Raw genomic sequence first — 21,977 nt, 5'->3', positions numbered from 1 at the left:
CCTAATTTATCTGCTCAATTCTTTTTTCTGGTGGGCGATCGCTTCTTGATTAGCAGCACAAATTCCTTGTTCGGTAATTAGACCTGTTACTAAGCGATTAGGAGTAATGTCAAAGGCATAATTTATGGCGTTACTTTCATAAGGGGCAATTCTCACCGTAGATAAAACTTGATCAGCAGTGATTCCCTGTATGTATAAAACCTCATCGGGATTTCTGGTTTCAATTTCCACTTCTTTAATGCCATCGATTAACTCAAAATCAAAGGTAGAACTGGGTAAAGCCACATAGAAAGGAATATTGTGATCTTTAGCGGCTAGTGCTTTTAAGTAAGTCCCAATTTTGTTAATGACATCACCTTGGGCAGTGACTCGGTCGGCTCCAACAATACACATATCCACTAAGCCATACTGCATTAATAAACCGCCTGTATTATCAGCAATAATTGTGTGTTTAATTCCCGCTTGTTGAAGTTCCCATGCTGTTAAAGATGCTCCTTGATTTCTAGGACGGGTTTCATCTACCCAAACGTGAATATCTATACCCCTAGAATGTGCCTCATAAATCGGAGCAAGGGCAGAACCACTATCCACGATCGCTAACCACCCAGCATTACAATGAGTCAGAATATTTACTGTTTGTCCCGATTTGGCATTACTAATTTCTTGAATGCGATCGCAGCCAAATTTTCCGATCTTTTCGGAATTTTCCACATCTTCATCGGAGATATTAATTGCCTCTTGTTTGGCAGTATTAATAATAATTTCAGGATTTTCTGAGCCTAGATTTTTTAATACCTTAATGACTCGATCCACTGCCCAAGTTAAGTTAACCGCCGTGGGACGAGCTATACGAATTTGTTGAGCTATGGCTATAATTGCGTCCAGATTTCCTACGGAAGCGATCGCTGCTAAATAAACCCCAAATGCCCCCACATTACCAATTACTCCTGCCCCACGCACATTCATATTTTTAATGGCGGCGATCGCATCATCGGGAGTAGTTAATCTTAAGGTTTCATAGCTAAAGGGCAATTTAGTTTGATCAATGATTATTAAACTTTCCCCATCCAGCCAAAAGGGTTTATAAATGCCATTTACCATAGTCTTAAGCTCCTAAATTGCGCTTTCACATAGGTTTCTTCAATAGTTTAAAGGCAAAAAACTAAAAAACATTTTTAATTGCCTTAATCATGGAAATTTAGGGTTTGGGTATACTGAGACTAGATACTTCACTTTGATATTACTCTTTGCCCATAAGTGAAAATGTCAAGTAAATTGTGTAAACTCTGAAAATTAAGCATGAAGGCAACTTTCAACTCAATGCCGAAATATCACAATATTTTCCGCTCGAAAGATGTGTTATGTCCCGATCTCTTATCAATTATTTGTCTTTGCGATCGCCTTGAGAGTTTGTAATGTATTGTTCTTGGAGTTGTTGCATAGGCTTAGGTGCCGATGAATTATCTATGAGTTGCCATTATTATAAGCTTGACTCGTTTAGGGGCGATCTCCTTTTCTAATCCAGTTTTAGCAATTTATGTGATTTTCATTTTCTCTTGTAAATATCACCTCTAAAGTCGATCTCGTAAATTATTAGCTCCTCAACAAGGGATTCAGAGTACAAGCGTTTTCAGCATTTCTCGTATCCTCTCTTGGTCTGTTGAGGATAGAGCATTTAAGAATTTAATTGCATTTTTGCTGAATTTAACTTTCATGATTTGATCCAGTCGGTCATGTCAGTAAATTCTTCGGGAGCATATTTTGACGGAGTGGGAAATTTTGCTTCGATTTTGTGGATATCTTTGTCGCTGACAATTGGGATAAGTGCTAGAAAAAGAGATAAGCGTTCTTCTCTTTCTTCTCTCAAGACTTCACGAACACTTTGCCTGATGGTGTCTCTAAGCATTTGGACTTCCATAGTTGTATCTCCGATCATAAGTTTATGCCTAAAATTTTTATGTGTTGTATTCTGCAATAATGTCGCAAATTTCAGTTGCATCAATATCTGCTTATTCAGATTTGGGGTAAACGGTCAGCAAAACGATTCCTGTCGCTGTTTTGACATAATAAATTAGACGATAGCCGCCACTTTTTCCTTTTTGAATGTCACTATTTTTAACTCTCAGTTTGAAGACAGGATAACCAACACCTGATATTTGATCGCCTAATAACTTTCCTTGCTCTAGTTGTTGAATGACTGATTGCATATCATTCTGAATGCGTGGATATTTTTTGCGAAGTGTGCGGATATTTTTTAGAAATGTTGGTGAGGCTTCAACGTGGATTTGGTTAGTCATTTTCTAGTTGCTCCCACATTGCTGATACAGGAATGGTTTGCTCTGTCATTGCTTCGTGCCAAGCTTGTCGAAAGTCAGCGATGATTTCTTGTTTAGATATTTCTTCGGGTTCTTCGGGTTCAGACACAAGAATGATTACTTCAACTCGGCTATTTGTCTTTAGCTCAAGGGGATAATCTAAGGTGAGTTGACCTTTTTCGTTGATGCTTGCCATTACTTTAACTGCTTGCATGGTTATTTCTCCTATTGATTTATAGAAACATTTAGTTTTTGAAGCTCTTTCTCAATCCAATTAATCGCTAATTCTTCATTTTCTTCTATCGCCTTTTCTACTCCAGTTTTAGCAATTTCTAAAAGTTGCTTGGATTGTTCACGTTTTTGATGTGCTTCTTCAACCTTATTTTTAATCCTTTGTTGAATTTTATCTGGAGCTTCCCATACCCAAAAATTATCTATATCTTTAGGGTATAGCTCTGTTTGTCCAGACGAACCTTTTAAATATTTTTCAACTTGATATTGACCAGCAATACTATTGATATAAATTGATAAATAGACTGGATCAAGTACCTTGGTTCTTAAAATAGTAACGTGATTATCTGGCAAAGCATTTTGCTTATGTAGATATGGAGCGCATCGCCCAATAGTTCCTACACCAGTACCATTAATCAGGACATCATTAGTTTGAATAATTAGAGGTTTATCTTCAGGTTGATACTTTGCATAACGGTTATCAACTAAGATAACTTGACCTTCTCTAACGTGCTTTGAGTTAACAACTGGTAAACCATCTAATATATTTTGATCTTCTTCAAAGTAGCTTGGCTGTTTACCTCGTTGATTCCAAGTTAATAATTCTCCGAGTTTTGATAAGTTTACTTTTTGTTCAATTTTTTCGATGAGTTGATCAAATTTAGGTTGATAGTGTTCAGCATCAAGCCGATCGCTTGTCCCAAATGAAGCCGAAAAACTCTTAACCGCAATATTTTCATCCGTCGGTTGCCAGTCCTTCAACCCAAGCTCTGACAATAACAAATCTTCAGCTTGTTGATATCTTTTATCAGATTGTCTTAGACATTTTTCGGCAAGCATTATTACATCAGAAACACTTTCTTCAATCTTTGATGAAAACTCTGGAATTATAACTTGATCCATATCTTCTAGGATCAGTCCCATTTGCACGGCTCCACGAGTAAATCTCTTAATTTGACTTTGACCAAATTTAGAATTTAGATAGGTAGAGAAATATTCGGGTTTAACCTTTTGAGGTCGCAAAATTGCTAGTTTACAGTTACAAGTTGCGGGTTGATTTGTACTGACAAAAGACACGCTTCCAATCGTTCCTACAATCGAGAGTAAAACATCTCCTTTTTTTAGATGAGACCGTTTCATATAACTCAAGTTATAAGTATCTTCATCAATAAAAATAGGTGATGATTGTTCAATAAAAAAGTGATGAATATCTTGTCCTCGATAATACGGAATACCATTATCAGTAAAGTTATCACTGATTTTCATGTGGTTCCCATCAAAAACCTTGACCAAGTTAGTTATCGAGTTTAATCTTTTTTGTTTTAATATCCTTGTAATTTCAATATATTCTTTCTTAAAGAACTCAGAATCAATTCTATGGGTACGTTCCAAGTCACTATATCGAACTTCTGATGCTTCCAGCTCACCCATTAACCGATCATACTTCTCAGCATCAAACGGCGTAACAGATGAGCTTAAATCAAAAAAACTTAAATTCTCCTTCTTCGTAAACTCAATAAAAGCCTCAGCAATCCCATCTTGAGTTTTGCCATCATGATTAAACAGATCGTGATCCACAATCAAATGACCATGAGCATCTAACAAAAACTCACCTGAACCATCGGACTTTTTGACATAGATTTTATCTCCTGAATTATCCTTACCACTTTTACGCATCGTCGCAAAAAAGATATTGTAATTATCCCGACGCGGACACAAAGCCCCAGCCCTCGGATCATCATTCCACTTCTGCACAAACAACACCGAAGTCTTAGTCCCCGTATGCGGTTTAAACGTATTCCCGTGCAAACCCACCACCGCCAAAATACGACAACGTTCCGCAATAAAATCACGAATATACTTATCCGAAGAATTATTAAACCTTCCCTGCGGCAACACCACCGCCATTCGCCCTCCCGCCTTCAAAAAGTCTAGATTGCGCTCAATAAACAAAATATCTCGTCCCATCTTTTCTTGCCGCTTACCATTCCCCTTAACCGCCAGATCGTACTTTGAAATAGTTTGTGATTCTTTAATTTCCCCTGCAAACGGCGGATTAGCCATCACAATATCAAACTGAAAAGACTTGAAATCATCCTTCTTATCAGCAAAACCCCGCAACCGCTTAAACCCATCACCATAAACATCACGCCAATCATCCTCTTTAGCTCTCTCTTTCCACGATCCATAGTCCAGCGTATTCAAGTGTAAAACATTTGTCTGTCCATCTCCCGCAATCAAATTTAAGGTGCGTGATACCCGTACCGCCTTCTCATCAAAATCAATGGCAAAAACCTTACCTTTAACATAATCTTCACAACGCACAGGCTTCTTTTCCAACGAGAACAAGTTGCTAACCTGCAAACCCTCATCATCAATAATTCGCTGCCACACATAAAAAATAGTATGCACAGGGAAACCTGATGAACCCGCCGCCGTATCAATAATCGCCTCATCCTCCTGTGGATTCAGCATCTTCACACACATATCAATTACATAGCGTGGTGTGAAATACTGCCCCTTTTCACCTTTACTACTTTTACTAATCAAATACTCGAACGCCTCATCAACCACATCAAGATTGGAATTAAACAATTTCACATTTTCCAAAGATGATACGCAAATTGATAAATGAGAAAGACTAAGAGTAATTTTGTCACTTTCCTTAAATACGCCTTCCCACTGTTTTTTAGCTCGATCAAATAAGCCTTGAATCTTAATTTTTAGCTCAGTCTCAGTTTGTCCCGTATTCCGAAATTCCAACAATCTCGTATTTTTACGCTTCTCATCCCGTCCAGATTCCCACTCATCATAAAGCTTCGTGAAAATCAGCATAAATAACTCTTCAAAAACATCAACCCCCGCATTCGCAAGAACTTCATCCTCCATTTCCAGAATCAGTGCTTTTAAAGACTTTTTCTCCGTAACCAGCTTATCTTTTTTTACCAGATCGTTGAGGGTAAACCTTTCATTGAGAATATCTGCCAATGTTTGATTAACATTTGGAATATCCGTAATATCCTCAAAATAGTTAGGGTCTTTGCGTTGATAAAAAGAAATCTGTTCGCCATTAGTCCAAACCCCAATCGGTGAACCTGTAGCATTGCAATAAGACTTTAGCTGTTCCTTACCATCTTTAAGTTTTGGCTTTTTCAGTTCAACGATGATATAAGGCACATTCGGGCGATCCCTATCCATAATTGCAATATCAGCCCGTTTCTTCTCCCGCCCAAAAGAAACCTCATACTCTACCAAAATCCGATTAGCTGGATATTGATAGCGCCCTGTTAACACATTTAAATAAAGCTGCCTAACCGCCTCTTCAGGAGTCAGCTTAATATCCTTACCCCTAACCAAACACTTAATATAAGGCACATCCCCCTTAGTACTTGTTTTTAAGAAAATAGTCTGCTCAAGCCAAGCCACTTCATCAGGCTTAAACTGCGAAAGCTTATACTCAGAGTCTTTCAGGATATCGGATAGGTTCATCGGGTACAAAAGGCGTTGTCTGGGAAATCGTTGTATGGTATAGAGCTTACCGTAACTGTGATCGATCATGGGCTAACTCGTTAACAATATGATTTTGAGATCGATCGCTTACTCCATAAAGTATGGTTAGGCTAGTATGGATTTAATCCAGTTAGAACAAATTATATTCATGGCATTCTCTTCAGTTATTCGGACAATAGGGCGATCGCACCTGTGTAATGAATTAGAAACTAAATTAAAAATCAACCAAGTATTAACCCTAACTGGAGTATCGCGTTTAGCCAAAGGAATTATTGCCTCAGCCTTAAGCTCTAAAAGTTCCTTACTGGTGATTACGGCAACCCTTGAAGAAGCGGGACGGTGGGCATTACAACTAGAGGCAATGGGCTGGCAGCAGGTGCATTTATATCCTGCCTCGGAAGCCTTACCCCAAGAACAACGCCTTGAACCTGAAGTAATTTGGGGACAGATGCAGGTGTTAACGGATTTAGCAGTTAAGTCTAAGCAAATTGCCATAGTAGCCACAGTCAGAGCTTTACAGCCCCATTTACCGAAGGTTAAAGATTTCCAAGAACAGTCCCTTGCCCTAGTCACAGGTATGGATATATCTTTATCAGCCTTAGGCGATCGCCTGACCAATTTAGGCTATGAACGCACTAGTTTGGTGGAAACTGAAGGACAGTGGAGTCGGCGGGGAGATATTATTGATATTTTTCCTGTCTCCAGCGAAATGCCTGTACGGATCGATTACCTTGGGGATCAGATTGAACGGATTCGGGAATTTGATTTGACATCCCAACGGGGCTTAGATGCGATCGCGGGGATTATGCTTACCCCTACCAGTTTTGGAAATAGTGCTTGTACGGAGTCGTTATTGAGCTATCTAGCGGAAATTAATTCTAATTTTTTAATAGCGATCGATGAATTAGACCAATGTCAGGCTCATAGTCAAAGTTGGTATGCTGCTGCGGTATTAGCAGATAGTCATCCCCAAATAAATTTAGAGGACGATTTAGAAGGTAATTTAGAAAATGATTTGGCTGATGGCATTACGGAAACTGCGATCGCAGTAAATAAACTCCATCGCAATTGGACAGAATGTTTAGCTGAAATTGAGCTTTTTCCGCGAATTTATCTATCGGAATTAGCGGAAGAGAATAAAGGCATTAATTTAGCCAGTCGTCCCATCGCCGCCGTTCCCCATCAATTTGGCAATTTGGCACGCACCCTACGGGAATTTCGCGATCAAAGCTATCAAATTACGCTAGTTTCCGCCCAGCCTTCTAGGGCAGTGTCTTTATTACAAGAGCATGATTGTCCTGCTCAATTTGTCCCCAATCCCCAAGATTTTCTGGCAATTGAAAAACTGCAAACTGCTAGAGTGCCTGTTGCGGTTAAGTATTCTGGGTTAGCGGAAATTCAAGGATTTATCTTACCGACATTTCGGATTTTAATTGTTAGCGATCGCGAGTTCTTTGGACAACACACCCTTGGGAGTTCCGGCTATGTCCGAAAACGCCGAGTTGCTGCTTCTAAAAAAGTAGATTTAGATAAACTCTCGGCGGGAGATTATGTGGTACATCGTCATCATGGCATTGGGCAGTTTTTAAGGTTAGAAAGTCTGACTATCAATAAAGAAACCCGAGAATATTTGGTAATTCAGTATGAAGATGGCTTACTGCGGGTAGTTGCGGATCAAGTTGGCTCTCTATCTAGATTTCGCTCTAGCGGTGATACCAAGCCCACGTTAAATAAAATGACGGGTAAAGCATGGGCAAATACCACTAACAAAGTGCGTAAATCCATTAAAAAAATTGCCATTGACTTATTAGAACTCTATGCTCGGCGATCGCAGCAAGTGGGTTATGCCTTTCCTCCCGATATGCCTTGGCAACAGGAAATGGAAGATTCTTTTCCCTATCAACCTACTCCCGATCAGCTTAAAGCTACCCAAGATGTGAAGCAGGATATGGAAAGCGATCGCCCAATGGATCGATTGGTCTGCGGAGATGTGGGATTTGGCAAAACCGAAGTGGCAATTCGGGCATTATTTAAGGCTTTAACCGCAGGAAAACAGTCAGCTCTATTAGCACCGACCACAATTCTGGCACAGCAGCATTACCATACTATGCAGGAACGGTTTGCTCCCTATCCCATTAATATTGCTCTATTAAATCGCTTTAAAAGCACTATGGAACGGAAAGAAATCATTCAAAAGCTTGCCACAGGTGAATTAGATTTAGTCGTGGGTACCCATCAGTTATTATCCAAGGAGATTAATTTTAAGAATTTGGGCTTACTGGTGATTGATGAAGAACAAAGATTTGGCGTGGCACAAAAGGAAAAGATTAAATCCTTCAAAACCGAAGTCGATGTCCTGACACTATCGGCAACTCCGATTCCTAGAACTCTCTATATGTCGCTATCTGGGGTCAGGGAAATGAGCTTAATCACTACGCCCCCACCTTCTCGGCGTTCGATTAAAACCCATCTATCTCGCTACGATCCAGAGGCTATTCGTTCCGCCATTCGTCAAGAGTTAGATCGAGGGGGACAGGTATTTTATGTGGTGCCACGCATTGAAGGGATCGAAGAAACCAGCACCAAACTGCGAGAAATGATTCCCAGTGCCAGATTAGCGATCGCCCACGGACAAATGCCCGAGGGTGAACTGGAAACGACGATGCTGACCTTTAACAGTGGAGAAGCAGATATTCTCGTCTGTACCACGATTATTGAATCTGGCTTGGATATTCCCCGTGTGAATACAATTATTATTGAAGATGCTCAGAAACTGGGATTAGCTCAACTTTATCAATTACGCGGACGGGTAGGGCGATCAGGCGTTCAAGCACATGCGTGGCTGTTCTATCAGGCAAAGGGTGAACTTTCCGAGCCAGCAAGGCAAAGGTTAAGGGCAATTCAAGAATTTACCCACCTTGGTTCTGGCTATCAGTTGGCGATGCGGGATATGGAAATTAGAGGCGTAGGTAGTTTACTTGGTGCCGAACAATCGGGGCAAATGGAAGCGATCGGTTTTGATCTGTATATGGAAATGCTGCAAGAGGCGATCGCCGAGATTAAAGGTTCAGAAATTCCCCAAGTTGACGATACCCAAATTGATTTACCACTGACAGCGTTTATTCCCAATAATTACATTCCTGATCCAGATCAAAAAATGGCAGCCTATCGAGCCTTAGCCGCCGTGAATTCCCGCCGTGAACTCAACCAAATTTTAGAAGAATGGCGCGATCGCTATGGAACAGTACCAGCCGCCACCCAACAATTAGTTAAAGTGATGGAACTGAAACAAGTTGCTAAAAAAATCGGATTCTCCCGCATTAAACCCGAAGGGAAGCAAAATATTATCCTTGAGACCAAAATGGAAGAACCCGCATGGAAAACTCTCCATCAAAGATTACCTAAACATCTGCAATCAAGGTTTGCCTTTCAATCTGGTAAGGCGATCGCTAGAGGGATGGCAGCACTCTCAGCCGATAAGCAACTCCAAACTTTAATTGAATACCTAGAGCTTATGCAGAGCGAAGAGCCTTAGTTTCAACTGTTACCCAATCAATACTTCCACATTTAATATAGTTTCCGTAAATTGAGTAATATTTAAGAAGTTACCTTCTACTCTAATCCCATTAACCAACATAGAGCGAATCCCAGAGTTTTTACCATTTGGATTTTTCACTGTTAGATGAATAGTTTTACCCCTGAACTTTCGAGTAGCTGTAAACCCCTCCCATGTCGAAAGAATATGTGGATCGATAATCATGCCCGTTAGGTGGGGTTGGAAGCCCAGAATGTAATCTAAGCCAATCCGCAGCATCCAAACGGCTGTACCCGTAAGCCATGAATGACTTGCCTGTCCGTCGGTGGGATGATCGGGACTAGTGACATATTCGGCATAAACGTAGGGCTCGACTTCGTAGCGATCGCTATTTTGCGAAGAGTTAATAGGCATCATCCGCCGATAAATTTCATAGCCAAAATCCACGCCTCCATTGTTTTGATCACCATTTAAAAGAGAAGCCAACACAAACCAAGAGGAAGCATGATTAAAAATGGCACCGTTCTCCTTTTTGCCCGGTACACACCGACTAATTAGCCCGACATTATCCTCAACTACGGTATAGGAGGGAAAGACAATCTGCATGCCGTTGGGTTTTGCTAGATATGTTTGACAGGACTGTAAAGCTTGATCGGCACGATCCTTTGGAGCTAACCCCGAAATTACTGCCCAAGACTGAGCATTGAGGAAAATCTGCCCCTGTTTATGGGCTTTAATCCCAATTGGCTCCCCATTATCCCTAAAGGCGCGTAAATACCATTCTCCATCCCAGCAGTATTTATTAACAGTTTCACCCAAATTTGTATAAACAGCTTGAAAGCGATTTAGGTTAGTTTGATCGTTCCTAAGTTCTAATAAGGCAAAGGTCTTTTTGAGAACATAGCCCAAGAAAAAAGTACCCCAAACCGTTTCGCCCTTCCCTTGGGTACCAATGTGATCAAGGGTATCATTCCAGTCTCCGTTTCTAATTTTCGGCATTCCCCGATCGCTCATACTGGCAATAGCAAAATCCAACGCCTTAATTAAATGTTCGTAAACCGTACCGTCCCCCTGATCATGATAGACAACCACCTCATCTAAAATTGTGAAGTCAGCAGTTTCATTGAGATATTCCACTAAACCAAAGGGAATCCATAGCGGCGTATCAGAGTGATTAGTTTTTTCCCCAGTGCCAGTGAGTTTAAAGAAGTTATGCAAAGTCGAACCATCAGCAAACTGGAACCTTAAAGCATTTAATAAACGGCTCCGCACGCGATCGGGATCGACCATGACCACGCCCAAAATATCTTGAAACTGATCCCTTAAGCCAGTCCCAAATAGTAAGCCACCGTGATAATAGCCAGAATTTCTTGCCATATCAAAGGTTACAGCCGCTTGATACTGATTCCAAACATTGAGCATGATATTGAAATTTGGATCGGGCGTATTAACTTGAACTGTGGAAAGATGACGATCCCATTTAGTTTTTAATTCTTGGAACTTAGTATTAACAAACTCAAGACTAGTTAGGGGATAACTTTTTAGAGGAGATTCTGCATTTTTCGGAGCGATCGCTAAGGTAATCACAAATTCCAACGACTCATTAGCTTTTAATTCTAGTTTTGATTGCAATGCCACCACTGGATCACCCGCCGTAATTTCCGTATTTTGCATGATCCCTGTTTCTATTGCCTGAGGATTTGCTTCCGATCGCCAGCGTCCAATAAAAGTATCCAAACTACTATCAAACCCAGAAATAGGGAGGGAACTAGCAAAATAAAGTTGATATTTCCAATCAATATTCGGCTGTGCCACCGACACTTTTTTATTTAAGACCCAGTAACGGCGAGTGGCAATTAATGCTTGAGTTTCTTGATCAAAGTGAATATCTGTAAAGTGCTTATCATTGGGTTGGTTGATGAGATCGTTGAGGGCATTACCCATTAATAATTCCGTGAAACTATAAATTTCTAGGTTGCGGTTTTCATCTGTTAAATTAGTCAGCTTGACTTGCCAAATCTCGGCATTAATATCATTGGGGACAAAGTAGGTAATCTCACCCCGAATCCCATTTATCTCGGTAATAATCTTGGTGTAACCCTGCCCATGATGGCATTCATATTTGTCATAGGCTAAATCAATGGTCGGTGCCCAGCTAAGAGACCAATACTTGCCTGTAGCAATATCCTTAACCATTACATAGCGACCGGGGCGATCCCAAGGTAAGGAGTTGTAACGCATACGGGTAATACGATTATCACGGGGAGAATCTAAAAAGCTAAATCCACCACCAGTATGGGAAATTAAACCTGTATAATGCCCATTCCACATATAGTTAAACCACGGGCGTGGCGTGCGAGGATCGGTAATAATAAATTCTCGGTAGTCAGCACTATAGTATCCGTATTTGTTCATTCCTATTCCCTATGCAATCAGGTTTTGCCTGTATAAGCTTAAACTTTTTAGCTGCGATCGCATTAAGAAAATTAAAAAACTAGCTCTATCTTTTTGATCTATTGCCCCTATGAATTTGCAACTTGAAGTCTCATAAACCTGAGTTCGGGGAAGAGAATATATATTTGATTACTCCAGCCGCGTTAGGGGTTATCCACGTGTAGTAATCTCAAACGTTAGAACCAATCATGATTTTTAACAGCTGTTAGCATTTTCTCGATCGCCTCCATTGTAGGAATTACACCTAAATCCCCATATTTACGGGTACGGATACTCAGAGACTCTGCCTCTACTTCTTTGGCTCCTATAATTGCCATTACAGGAATTTTTTCTAGTTCTGCCTTACGAATTTGCTTTGCCATGCGATCGCCACTGGTATCAACCTGCACCCGTAATCCTAGTTTTTGCATTTTTGCCGCTACGGATTGGGCATATTCTAAAATTGCGGGGTCTTCATTGACAGCAATTAAACGTGCCTGTACAGGAGCTAACCACAAAGGGAAATCCCCTGCATAGTTTTCCGTAAGAATGCCAAAAAACCGTTCTAAAGAACCAAATAATGCCCGATGGATCATGATTGGACGGTGACGATTACCATCTGCACCCACATATTCCATATCAAAGCGTTCGGGTAAATTAAAATCTACTTGAATGGTGGAACATTGCCAACGCCTACCGATCGCATCTTCGATCTTAATATCAATTTTGGGACCATAAAAAGCACCACCACCAGCATCCACTTGATATGCCCATCCCTTCTGATTTAAAGCAGATTTCAGCGCATCCGTAGCTTTATCCCAAATTTCATCAGAACCGACATATTTATCGGGACGGGTGGAAAGATTAACTTCGTAATTAGCAAAGCCAAAGGTCGAAAGAATTAGCTCAGCTAAGTCTAAAACCCCTAAAATTTCCGATGACATTTGCTCTTCAGTACAGAAAATATGGGCATCATCTTGGGTAAAGCCTCGCACCCGCATTAATCCATGCATGGTTCCCGATCGCTCATACCGATAAACCGTTCCCAGTTCACCCCAACGGATTGGTAACTCTCGATAGGAATGCAGAGTATCTTTATAGATCAAAATATGAAAAGGGCAGTTCATGGGTTTTATTTGGTAGAACTGATTTTCCACTTCCATCGCCTGAAACATACTTTCCCGATAAAAGTCGTTATGTCCAGATAATTTCCAAAGGTCAAGATTTGCCATGTGCGGTGTAGTTACCAGCTCATAGCCATTTTGAACATGGGTTTCTTTCCAAAATGTTTCAATGATATTCCGCATGACTGTACCACGGGGATGCCAAAATACTAAGCCACCACCCGCATCTTTTTGAATGCTAAAAAGCTGTAAATCCTCACCGATTTTGCGGTGATCTCGGCGCTTTGCTTCTTCGATCTGTGCTTTATATGCTTCTAGCTGCTCAGGGGTTTCCCAGGCAGTGCCGTAAATTCTTTGTAATTGGGCATTTTTTTCATCACCCCGCCAGTATGCTCCTGCCACACTTTCGAGCATGAAAGCATCGGGATTGATTTCCCCAGTCGTTGCCAAATGTGGTCCTGCACATAAGTCCCACCAAGGATTTTCGATTTTCTCTGGATCACCAATGGTATAGCGAGTAATGATTTCACCTTCGGGGATAGCATCTAAAAGCTCTAGTTTATAGGGTTCATTGAGCTTGATAATTGCCGCTTTGATCTCTTCGCGGGTAAATTCTTGACGAACAAGGGGCTGATTCCATTTGATGATCCGCTTCATTTCCTTGGAGATCGCTTTCAAGTCAGCGGTCGTAAAAGGTTCCGCCCGATCAAAATCATAATAAAATCCGTTTTCAGTCGCAGGTCCAATGGTGACCTTTGCCTCTGGGAATAGTTTCTGCACTGCCATTGCCATCACATGGGAGCAAGTATGACGAATACGCTTAAGATGCTCTTGATCTGCCAGACGGAGAATATCTTTGGGCAGCATACTAGGTAAATTTTCAGCAGAGGCATCAACGGATTTTACGGCAACCATATTTGTAGCTTAATTTCTAGCTTTATTGAAATTTAGAATGTTTAACCATTATAGATAGATTGTTGCTGCTATTAAAGTTGCTTTATATCCAAGCGCATTGGTTTGCCCTCATTCCTCTGGAGATGAATTTGTTGCTATTTCTTCATCTTTTAAAGATTGATCTTTTAAGGATTGAAATCTCTGTACAGCAGTCTCTCTACCATTAAGTGCTTCATAGGATTCAGGTTGCAGTTTTAATGCTTGATCATAGGAAGCGATCGCCTCTTGGTAGCGTTCTAGGGTTACAAATACCTGCCCACGGTTATACCAAGCTAAATAGTAGTCGGGCTTAACTCTAATTGCCTGTCCGTAGGCTGCGATCGCTTGATCATAACGCTCTAAGCTTGCTAATACTGTCCCTTTGTTATTCCAGGTCTCATAGAGGTTAGATTGGTATTTTAGTGCCTCTTCATAGCAGGTAAGAGCTTTACTAAATTGTTGAAGCTTTCGGAGTAAGTTGCCCCGATTATTCCATGCTTGGTAAAAATTAGGGTGAAATCGAATTGCTTCATCATAGGAAAGGATCGCTTCCTTATAGTCACCCAAACCGACTAGGGTACTACCTCGATTATTCCATGCTTGATAATAGTCATACTTAAAGCCAATAGCTTTATCAAAGGAATCTAGGGCATTTTGATACTGAGATAACATAAATAGTGCTACCCCTCGCAGGTTCCATGCTTGGTAATAACTGGGTTTGAGCTTAATGGCGGTGTCGTAGGAGGCGATCGCTTCTTCGTACCTTTCTGATTTACGGAGAGCCGTGCCTCGGCTATACCATGCTTGGGGATATTCGGAGTGAATTTCTATCGCCATGTCATAGGAGGCGATCGCTTCGACGTAGAGATTTTGCTTGAGTAAAACTGTACCTTGGTCGTACCAATAGTGATGATTTTCGATTTCAGGGGACTTAGATTTCGTTCCTAGCACAAATAAAACTCCAAGAAAACCATAGCAATATCATAGTGGCAGTTTAGATAAATTATCATTTCTGCTCTAAAATTTTTGCCTTAGATTGCTAACTCAGATCACTAGATCACCTCATTTACGGGGAACCGATCAATTAATTGCATTGCTCGATAGGCGTTTTGACGAATAGTTTCAGGTAGATGGGGAATATGGGGAATTTGCGAAAGTAAATCTAAGGTACGACGGGCAATGCGGACTATATCTCCTTCGTCCAGGCTGGTATTTGCACATAGTTCCGTCCATGACATCCCCAATGCCCATTGTTCAATTAATCCAACCAAATCGTATTCTAGCCAGATTGGAATTGCCACATTATGTCTTTTTTGAATTTGAAATAATTGCCTTCTCAGTCCCCGCAATCCACTTAGAGACTCTTCAACTAGGGGCGAAATCGTAAAATTAACTCGACTATCAGGGCGACTATTTTCCGTAACCAAGGCAGCACAGGCTGTAGCTAAATGGTGTGGATCAAGGTTATCTAGTTCCCCTGATAAAAATGCTAATGCCAGCCATAGCTCATTATCTCCCCGTAAAGATGCTGCTACTTGTCCTGCGGCGGTGGGTTCAACTCCTTGTAAACAACCAAAGCTTTGTAAAATTGTGACTAGGCTGGAAAATTCCTGCCAGTGATGCTGTTGTTTTTGGGACAAGACTCCCCGTTGATATTCGAGTTTTTCTTTTAATTGCTCTAGTTTTCGGGCTTTTTTGGCAATAATGCTGCGATCGCCCCACGTCGATACGGGATGTTCATTTAGCTGTGCCTCGACTTCAATAACTTTTTCTTGCTGTGCCAAGACTTCGGGTGGAAGATTGGGAAATTCTAGGGTGGGTATAGAAGCGGCGATCGCGGAGGTGGAATCATCGCCCTTAAGATGTTGCCCTGGTTTTAGCACTAGTAGTTCGGGATAAACCAAGTCGGAACTAGACCACTGCTCGCCTAACAGGAATACATCTTTGTATAAAATCACATGCCAGTTATTGCGCTGACTCAGGCAAACTAGCCACGGAAATTTACCAGAACTAGGAATTTTAGCGACAAGCAGAGCCGAGATCGGAGTTTTAATTGACTCTGATTTAATCATTAGCAAAGTTCCTGTAAGTACATAGGGAATATAGGCGGCTAATTCATTAAGTCTTTGTTCTTCGGATTGCTGAAATAGAATCTTATGTAATCTGCGTTCTTCCCGCAGGCGATCGCGGAGTTTCTCGTAACCTTCTAGTAAATCTAAGTCGATAGATGCCAGTTGGGTTTCCAGTAACTCCACTTCATCCGCCAGTTCTTGGATCGATTCTTGCTGCGGTTCCATTGCTAAGCCAGCCAAGTACTGACCAAAGCTGCGTTCTACCAATTCTCTAACTTCATCAATGGAATGGGTTTGCAACAGATTTAAGACCATGCCATAGCTAGGCGTAAATTGGCTAACTAAGGGATCAGCTTGGGCGGTGGCTAAATAGGCAGCATCCTTTGCCCCTTCGTAGGGACTTTGCACCGTCACCACATAACCAACAGCATCCATACCCCTTCGTCCTGCTCTTCCTGCCATTTGTAAAAATTCTGAGGCTGTAAGCAGTCTATGCCCTCGGTCGGTGCGCTTAGATAGGCTGGAAATCACCGTGGTTCGTGCTGGCATATTAATTCCCGCCGCTAGGGTTTCTGTGGCAAAGACTACCTTAATTAAGCCCTGCTGAAATAACTCTTCCACTAGCCCTTTCCATGCTGGTAAAATTCCCGCATGATGGGAGGCAATACCTCGGTATAAAGAAGAAATATATTGCGATCGTCCCACTTCAGGATTAGCTTCTAGGAAAGCATCGATTTGGGTTTTAAGTTGATACGCCTCCGATTCATTCACCAACGACATTTTATCCAGTTGTCCAATGGCTTGATCGCACCCTTTGCGACTAAAGATAAAGTGAATGGCGGGCAGCATATCCCGTTGTTGCAACTGCGAGATCACAAAGGGCAGACTAGGAGATTCATACCTAGGGGGTTTGCCATTCGCATCTTTTTTGAGATTACGGGGATTACCCCGCAGGCGAGGATTAATTTTTTTACCCGAATTATCTAATAGGGGAAATAAACCTTTGGGGTTAGCAAAGTGAAACTGCAATGGCACGGGGCGATAGTCGGAATAGATTAATTCCGTAACTCCATGTACCTTACTAATCCAATCGGTTAATTGGGCGCTATTGGCAACGGTGGCAGACAGGGCAACTAATTGAATATCTGGAGGACAATAGATAATTGACTCTTCCCAAACCGTTCCTCTAGCTCGATCATTCATGTAGTGGCATTCATCTAAAACCACCACTTCTACGCCAGTTAGCGAAGTCCCCACCTCCCCAATGGGGGTACCATAGAGCATATTTCGGAATATTTCCGTAGTCATGACCAAGATCGGCGCATCACGATTTACGGAAGTATCTCCAGTGAGTAAGCCTACATTCTCGTTACCAAAGCGATCGCGAAAGTCTCGTAATTTTTGATTGGATAAGGCTTTAAGGGGAGTAGTATAAAAAACTCGGCGCTGATCATTTAGTGCTTTATAGATGGCATATTCACCAATTAAGGTTTTACCGGAACCCGTGGGCGCACAAACTACAATTGACTTTCTAGCATTAAGAGCAGCGATCGCTTCATGCTGAAATTGATCTAAATCAAATGGAAATAACTTATCGAGGTCTAAAGAGTTCACGCCTATTAATCTAGCAACACCTGTTAATCTAGCAATACATTACTACTCCAACTATCATAACCTTGAGTTTCAGTATAGGGAGTTCTTTCATAAATTAAAAAGAGGTTTTTAGTCCCTTTATTTTTGGATTACCTTGATTAGCTCGTAAAAGAGCATCTCCAACACTTTGACATTAGAGTCTAGTAATTCGTCTGGCAGTTTATCAGGCAATTCCTAACTTTTTAAGCAAGCAAGATGGTGGTTTGGTATATTAACAAAAACCTAGGATCATTGAAATCTATGCAGCCATCGCTTCGACAGCAATTACTAGATACGAAAAAGTGCGTGGGATGCTACCTAGAACATATAAATTTGATGTATGCGGATTTGAGTAATTCCGACCTCAGGAATTCTAACTTAAGTGGAGCCAATCTTAGTTCGGCTGACCTCAGAGACGCTAGATTAATCGGTGCCGAGATGATCTATGCTAACCTTATGGGTGCCTATTTAATTGGTGCTAATCTAAGTCATGTAGATTTAAGTGGTTCCAATCTGGTCGGAGCTAACCTGCGCTCAATTAACCTCAATGATACTGATCTTAAAGGTGCCGACTTGCGAGAAACTATTTTGCGAAATGCAAGGATGGCAAGGGTAAACCTCACAGGCAGTAATCTCAGTAACGCCGATTTAGTCTATGTGAATTTAGAGAATGCTGATCTGCGACAGGCTAATTTAACTAATGCCGATTTGATCTATGCCAATTTAAAGAATGCCAATTTAAGCGGTGCTAACTTAAGTGGGGCGAATCTAAGCGGAGCAAATTTAAGTGATGCCAATTTAGAAGATGCCTTACTGCACAAAGCCAAGTTAAGTAATGCTAACCTCAAGTCTGCTAATTTCAGTGGAACGATTTTAGTTAGAGCCAATTTAATTGGAGCAGATTTAACAGGAGCAATTTTTAAGGAAGCTATACTAGTTCATGCCACGATGATTGGGGCAAATTTGGGTGATGCTAATTTCTACGGTGCCACTATGCCCGATGGTAGCCAATTTAAGGATCAAGCAGAGCAAGACTTCGACCAAATTAATCCTAATTCTACTCCCAATTCTTAGTACCAAAATCAAAAGCTCCAAAATCCCATATTCTAGACATAGACCTAAATTGATTTTTGCCATGACCTCATCCACTACAGACCTGATTAATGCAGGCGTATCCCAGTTACAAAATGCCACCCCCCAAGAAATTATTACCTGGGCGATCGCTAAGTTTCATCCGCAAATAGGATTAGCTTCTAGTTTTGGGGCAGAAGATGTAGTCTTAATCGATATGCTGGCGCAGATTCAACCCGATGCCTGTGTATTTACCTTAGATACGGGCAGATTACCTGTGGAGACCTACGATGTCATGGCAGCGATCGCTAAAAAATATCCGCAGTTACAGATTAAAACTATGTATCCTGATACAGAATCTGTACAAACTATGGTACAGCAGCATGGCATTAACCTGTTCTATGACAGTGTGGATAATCGCAAGCTCTGTTGTCGCATTCGCAAAGTAGAACCCTTAGAAAGAGCTTTAACGGGCTTAAATGCTTGGATGACTGGGCTGAGGCGGGATCAAACTAGTAATCGCCAAGAAATGCAGGTGGTGGAGCTAGATGTGGCTAGGGATATTGCCAAGATTAATCCTTTAATTGATTGGAGCTATGATCAAGTATGGGAATACATTCGAGCCAATAATGTCCCCTATAATGCTCTCCATGACCAAAACTATCCTAGTATTGGTTGCGCTCCTTGTACTAGGGCGATCGCTCCCGATGAAGACCTTAGGGCGGGTAGATGGTGGTGGGAACAAAACAACCAAGAATGTGGCTTACATGTCAATGCTGATGGTAAGTTAGTCAGGGCAAAGTCCTAGGAAACAGGGTATTATTACTGAGCAAATCCTAAAAATGCAATTACGATGACCGAACCAGTTATGCCTACTCTTACGCGATCGCAGGTTTTAATCTGCATGGCAGTCTCAGCAGTGGTCATGTTGGTTGTTGCTAAAACTTGGACATTTTTATTTGATGCTCGGGTGATTTCCCTTAGTTGGCAGCCGATACACTTGGCTTGGGGTATAGGCTTGGGTTTACTAGTGACTCTCCTCAGTAGTTTAATCTATGAAATTTGGGCGGACTACCGCCTTGCTGCCAATACCTATTTGGAAATGGTACTTAAACCCCTAGAGTTAGTAGATGTGATTTGGCTGGGTATTTTACCCGGTATGAGCGAGGAGTTACTATTTAGGGGAGTGGTATTACCAAGTTTTGGCATGAATGCTGTTGGCTTAATTGTGAGTAGTCTAATTTTTGGTATCCTACACATGGCAAGCCTAAAACATTGGCAGTATGCAGCATGGGCGGTAATAGTTGGTATTGGCTTAGGACTAGTAACAATCGCCACCGATAGTCTTTTGCCCGCCGTTACGACTCATATTTTTACTAACTCTCTCTCGGGCTTAATTTGGAAGCTCAAGCAGCAAAAATTATCCGATCTCTAGTTTTAATCCCTAGTTTTAGATGGCTATGACTGAGAAAAAATCCACAATTTGGGCTGAACTTAGTAATCATTTGCAAATTTTAGGTAGCTTTGTCGCCTTAATCTGGTTTATAGAGATTCTTGATACCTTTGTATTTAGGCGATCGCTAGATCAATTTGGAATTATTCCCCACAATATTATTGGACTTAGGGGGATTTTATTTGCGCCCTTTCTGCACGGTAGTTTTACCCATGTTGCGGCAAATACAATGCCATTTTTAGTCCTAGGCTGGTTTATTATGCTGCGGGGAGTAAATCAATTTTTCGTTGTCTCATTTTGGGCGGCTTTAATTGGGGGCTTGGGAACATGGTTTGTGGGCAATCCTAATTCAGTCCATGTGGGTGCCAGTGGTGTCATATTTGGCTATCTAGGGTTTTTAATCTTTAAGGGCTACTTTGAACGCAGTTTTGTTGCTGTTATTCTGTCATTTCTGGCTGCCTTTCTCTATGGCGGAGTGCTATGGGGTATTTTACCGATTCAGCATGGCATCTCGTGGGAAGGACATTTATTTGGGTTTATTGGTGGCATAATTGCGGCAAGACTGTTAACGCCATCAAGTCCTCCACCTTTTGAATCAAATTAATAAATGAATACTGAGACTACTGATTCCATTGACTTAATTTCTGCTATTCAGGCAACCTTAACTGCAAAACTAGAAGCCGAATTTGTGCAAATTACGAACCAAAGCGATCGCCATAAACACCACAAGCACAGACCCGAAGGTAGTGGACATTATGACGCTATTATTGTGTCTCCCTTATTTGCAGGCAAAAGCCTGATGCAACAACACCGTCTAGTCTATGAATCCCTAGCTTTGGAAATGCAGACAAGCATTCATGCCCTATCCCTTAGTACATTTACACCTAAACAGTGGGCAGATCGGCAGAATTCGGATAACCCTACAATTCCATAAAATTACGATCAAATCCCTGTGATAAGCTAACAATATTCACACGCATATAATCCCCAGCAAAAGACGATGAATCAAGCTGTTCAAGCAGGTTACTACGGAGATACTAACTTTCGTTCTCCCCCTCCAGATTTACCCTCCTTATTACTCAAAGAACGGATTGTATATATCGGTTTACCTTTAGTTGCTGCCGTCACTGAACTAATTACGGCGGAATTGCTGTATTTGCAGTACGAAGACCCAGACAAACCTATCTATATCTACATCAACTCTACGGGTACAGGCAGGGAAGATGGGGAGCCAGTGGGCTATGAAACCGAGGCTTTTGCCATAGCTGATACTATGCGTTATATCAAGCCGCCTATTCATACCATTTGTATTGGTACAGCGATCGGTGCAGCCGCCATGTTGCTATCCTCTGGGACTAAGGGGCTGCGAGCCAGTTTACCTAATGCCAGTATAGTTTTACGCCAACCCAAAAGCTATGCCAGAGGTCAAGCCACGGATATTGAAATTCGGGCAAAAGAGGTAATGGCTAATCGAGATACCATGATTGATGTGCTATCCCGTAACACTGGACAAACTAAAGAAAAATTGTCTAAGGATATGGATCGGTTATTTTATATGACTGCCCAAGAGGCAAAGGACTATGGCTTAATTGATAAGGTTTTAGAGAGTCGTAAAGATTTACCTAAGGCTATTCCAGCCGTCATTTAAAAAACTAGAAATAAGCTAGA

At 41.4% G+C, this 21,977-nt stretch carries 16 protein-coding genes; 7 read left to right on the top strand and 9 right to left on the bottom strand.

Going from position 1 to position 21,977, the window contains the following annotated elements:
- Positions 1–6: 6 nt before the first annotated feature.
- From mtnA to SYN7502_RS04805, 5 genes are all read right to left on the bottom strand, one after another.
- Entirely contained in the window at positions 7–1,101 is a 1,095-nt protein-coding gene (mtnA, locus tag SYN7502_RS04825; protein ID WP_015167757.1) for an S-methyl-5-thioribose-1-phosphate isomerase, read from the bottom strand.
- Positions 1,102–1,711: 610 nt separating this feature from the next.
- The gene (locus SYN7502_RS04820; protein WP_041429914.1) at positions 1,712–1,918 is read right to left on the bottom strand and encodes a hypothetical protein; all 207 of its coding nucleotides are present in this window, start codon (positions 1,916–1,918) and stop codon (positions 1,712–1,714) included.
- Positions 1,919–2,009: 91 nt separating this feature from the next.
- Positions 2,010–2,297, bottom strand: coding sequence for a type II toxin-antitoxin system RelE/ParE family toxin (locus SYN7502_RS04815; RefSeq protein ID WP_015167755.1), 288 nt, complete (start codon positions 2,295–2,297; stop codon positions 2,010–2,012).
- On the bottom strand, positions 2,290–2,529 hold the full coding sequence (locus tag SYN7502_RS04810; RefSeq protein WP_015167754.1) for a type II toxin-antitoxin system RelN family antitoxin: 240 nt from the start codon (positions 2,527–2,529) through the stop codon (positions 2,290–2,292). The genes SYN7502_RS04815 and SYN7502_RS04810 overlap by 8 nt, the downstream gene beginning before the upstream one ends.
- Before the next feature lie 11 nt (positions 2,530–2,540).
- Complete coding sequence (locus SYN7502_RS04805; protein ID WP_015167753.1) at positions 2,541–6,104, bottom strand: N-6 DNA methylase; 3,564 nt, start codon at positions 6,102–6,104, stop codon at positions 2,541–2,543.
- Between the two features lie 100 nt (positions 6,105–6,204).
- Between SYN7502_RS04805 and mfd the strand changes: the two genes are divergently transcribed.
- Positions 6,205–9,591, top strand: a complete 3,387-nt coding sequence (mfd, locus tag SYN7502_RS04800) for a transcription-repair coupling factor (RefSeq protein WP_015167752.1) — start codon at positions 6,205–6,207, stop codon at positions 9,589–9,591.
- Between the two features lie 9 nt (positions 9,592–9,600).
- On the opposite strand, the gene SYN7502_RS04795 is transcribed toward mfd, so the two are convergent.
- The 4 genes from SYN7502_RS04795 to SYN7502_RS04780 form a co-directional block, all read right to left on the bottom strand.
- A complete protein-coding gene (locus SYN7502_RS04795; protein ID WP_015167751.1) occupies positions 9,601–12,006 on the bottom strand; it encodes a glycoside hydrolase family 94 protein in 2,406 nt (801 codons plus the stop codon).
- A gap of 215 nt (positions 12,007–12,221) precedes the next feature.
- Positions 12,222–14,063, bottom strand: a complete 1,842-nt coding sequence (gene thrS / locus SYN7502_RS04790) for a threonine--tRNA ligase (protein WP_015167750.1) — start codon at positions 14,061–14,063, stop codon at positions 12,222–12,224.
- 108 nt (positions 14,064–14,171) lie between these two features.
- On the bottom strand, positions 14,172–15,032 hold the full coding sequence (locus SYN7502_RS04785) for a tetratricopeptide repeat protein (RefSeq protein WP_015167749.1): 861 nt from the start codon (positions 15,030–15,032) through the stop codon (positions 14,172–14,174).
- 101 nt (positions 15,033–15,133) lie between these two features.
- Positions 15,134–17,767, bottom strand: coding sequence for a DEAD/DEAH box helicase (locus tag SYN7502_RS04780; RefSeq protein WP_015167748.1), 2,634 nt, complete (start codon positions 17,765–17,767; stop codon positions 15,134–15,136).
- Between the two features lie 279 nt (positions 17,768–18,046).
- Here SYN7502_RS04780 and SYN7502_RS04775 point away from each other — a divergent pair, with 279 nt between their 5' ends.
- From SYN7502_RS04775 to SYN7502_RS04750, 6 genes are all read left to right on the top strand, one after another.
- The gene (locus SYN7502_RS04775) at positions 18,047–18,859 is read left to right on the top strand and encodes a pentapeptide repeat-containing protein (protein WP_015167747.1); all 813 of its coding nucleotides are present in this window, start codon (positions 18,047–18,049) and stop codon (positions 18,857–18,859) included.
- 61 nt (positions 18,860–18,920) lie between these two features.
- On the top strand, positions 18,921–19,664 hold the full coding sequence (locus SYN7502_RS04770; RefSeq protein WP_015167746.1) for a phosphoadenylyl-sulfate reductase: 744 nt from the start codon (positions 18,921–18,923) through the stop codon (positions 19,662–19,664).
- A 45-nt stretch (positions 19,665–19,709) separates the two neighbouring features.
- Positions 19,710–20,291 carry a CPBP family intramembrane glutamic endopeptidase gene (locus SYN7502_RS04765; RefSeq protein WP_015167745.1) on the top strand — a complete coding sequence of 194 codons (582 nt, stop codon included), beginning with the start codon at positions 19,710–19,712 and terminating at the stop codon, positions 20,289–20,291.
- A gap of 25 nt (positions 20,292–20,316) precedes the next feature.
- Entirely contained in the window at positions 20,317–20,913 is a 597-nt protein-coding gene (locus tag SYN7502_RS04760; RefSeq protein ID WP_015167744.1) for a rhomboid family intramembrane serine protease, read from the top strand.
- A 3-nt stretch (positions 20,914–20,916) separates the two neighbouring features.
- The gene (locus tag SYN7502_RS04755) at positions 20,917–21,243 is read left to right on the top strand and encodes a BolA family protein (RefSeq protein WP_015167743.1); all 327 of its coding nucleotides are present in this window, start codon (positions 20,917–20,919) and stop codon (positions 21,241–21,243) included.
- Between the two features lie 66 nt (positions 21,244–21,309).
- Entirely contained in the window at positions 21,310–21,957 is a 648-nt protein-coding gene (locus SYN7502_RS04750) for an ATP-dependent Clp protease proteolytic subunit (RefSeq protein WP_015167742.1), read from the top strand.
- The last annotated feature ends 20 nt before the right edge of the window (positions 21,958–21,977 follow it).

The organism is Synechococcus sp. PCC 7502, from assembly GCF_000317085.1.
Taxonomy (GTDB): Bacteria; Cyanobacteriota; Cyanobacteriia; order Pseudanabaenales; family Pseudanabaenaceae; genus PCC-7502.
Note: the sequence above shows the minus strand (reverse complement) of the source record. Positions and strands in the feature narration are given on the sequence as shown.

Excerpts from the sequence above, each read along its gene's own strand:
- thrS (WP_015167750.1), bottom strand. The coding sequence starts at position 14,063 with ATGGTTGCCGTAAAATCCGTTGATGCCTCTGCTGAAAATTTACCTAGT.
- SYN7502_RS04810 (WP_015167754.1), bottom strand. The coding sequence starts at position 2,529 with ATGCAAGCAGTTAAAGTAATGGCAAGCATCAACGAAAAAGGTCAACTC.
- SYN7502_RS04755 (WP_015167743.1), top strand. The coding sequence starts at position 20,917 with ATGAATACTGAGACTACTGATTCCATTGACTTAATTTCTGCTATTCAG.
- SYN7502_RS04765 (WP_015167745.1), top strand. The coding sequence starts at position 19,710 with ATGACCGAACCAGTTATGCCTACTCTTACGCGATCGCAGGTTTTAATC.
- SYN7502_RS04815 (WP_015167755.1), bottom strand. The coding sequence starts at position 2,297 with ATGACTAACCAAATCCACGTTGAAGCCTCACCAACATTTCTAAAAAAT.
- mtnA (WP_015167757.1), bottom strand. The coding sequence starts at position 1,101 with ATGGTAAATGGCATTTATAAACCCTTTTGGCTGGATGGGGAAAGTTTA.
- SYN7502_RS04795 (WP_015167751.1), bottom strand. The coding sequence starts at position 12,006 with ATGAACAAATACGGATACTATAGTGCTGACTACCGAGAATTTATTATT.
- SYN7502_RS04820 (WP_041429914.1), bottom strand. The coding sequence starts at position 1,918 with ATGGAAGTCCAAATGCTTAGAGACACCATCAGGCAAAGTGTTCGTGAA.
- SYN7502_RS04760 (WP_015167744.1), top strand. The coding sequence starts at position 20,317 with ATGACTGAGAAAAAATCCACAATTTGGGCTGAACTTAGTAATCATTTG.
- SYN7502_RS04770 (WP_015167746.1), top strand. The coding sequence starts at position 18,921 with ATGACCTCATCCACTACAGACCTGATTAATGCAGGCGTATCCCAGTTA.
- SYN7502_RS04775 (WP_015167747.1), top strand. The coding sequence starts at position 18,047 with ATGCAGCCATCGCTTCGACAGCAATTACTAGATACGAAAAAGTGCGTG.
- mfd (WP_015167752.1), top strand. The coding sequence starts at position 6,205 with ATGGCATTCTCTTCAGTTATTCGGACAATAGGGCGATCGCACCTGTGT.
- SYN7502_RS04805 (WP_015167753.1), bottom strand. The coding sequence starts at position 6,104 with ATGATCGATCACAGTTACGGTAAGCTCTATACCATACAACGATTTCCC.
- SYN7502_RS04750 (WP_015167742.1), top strand. The coding sequence starts at position 21,310 with ATGAATCAAGCTGTTCAAGCAGGTTACTACGGAGATACTAACTTTCGT.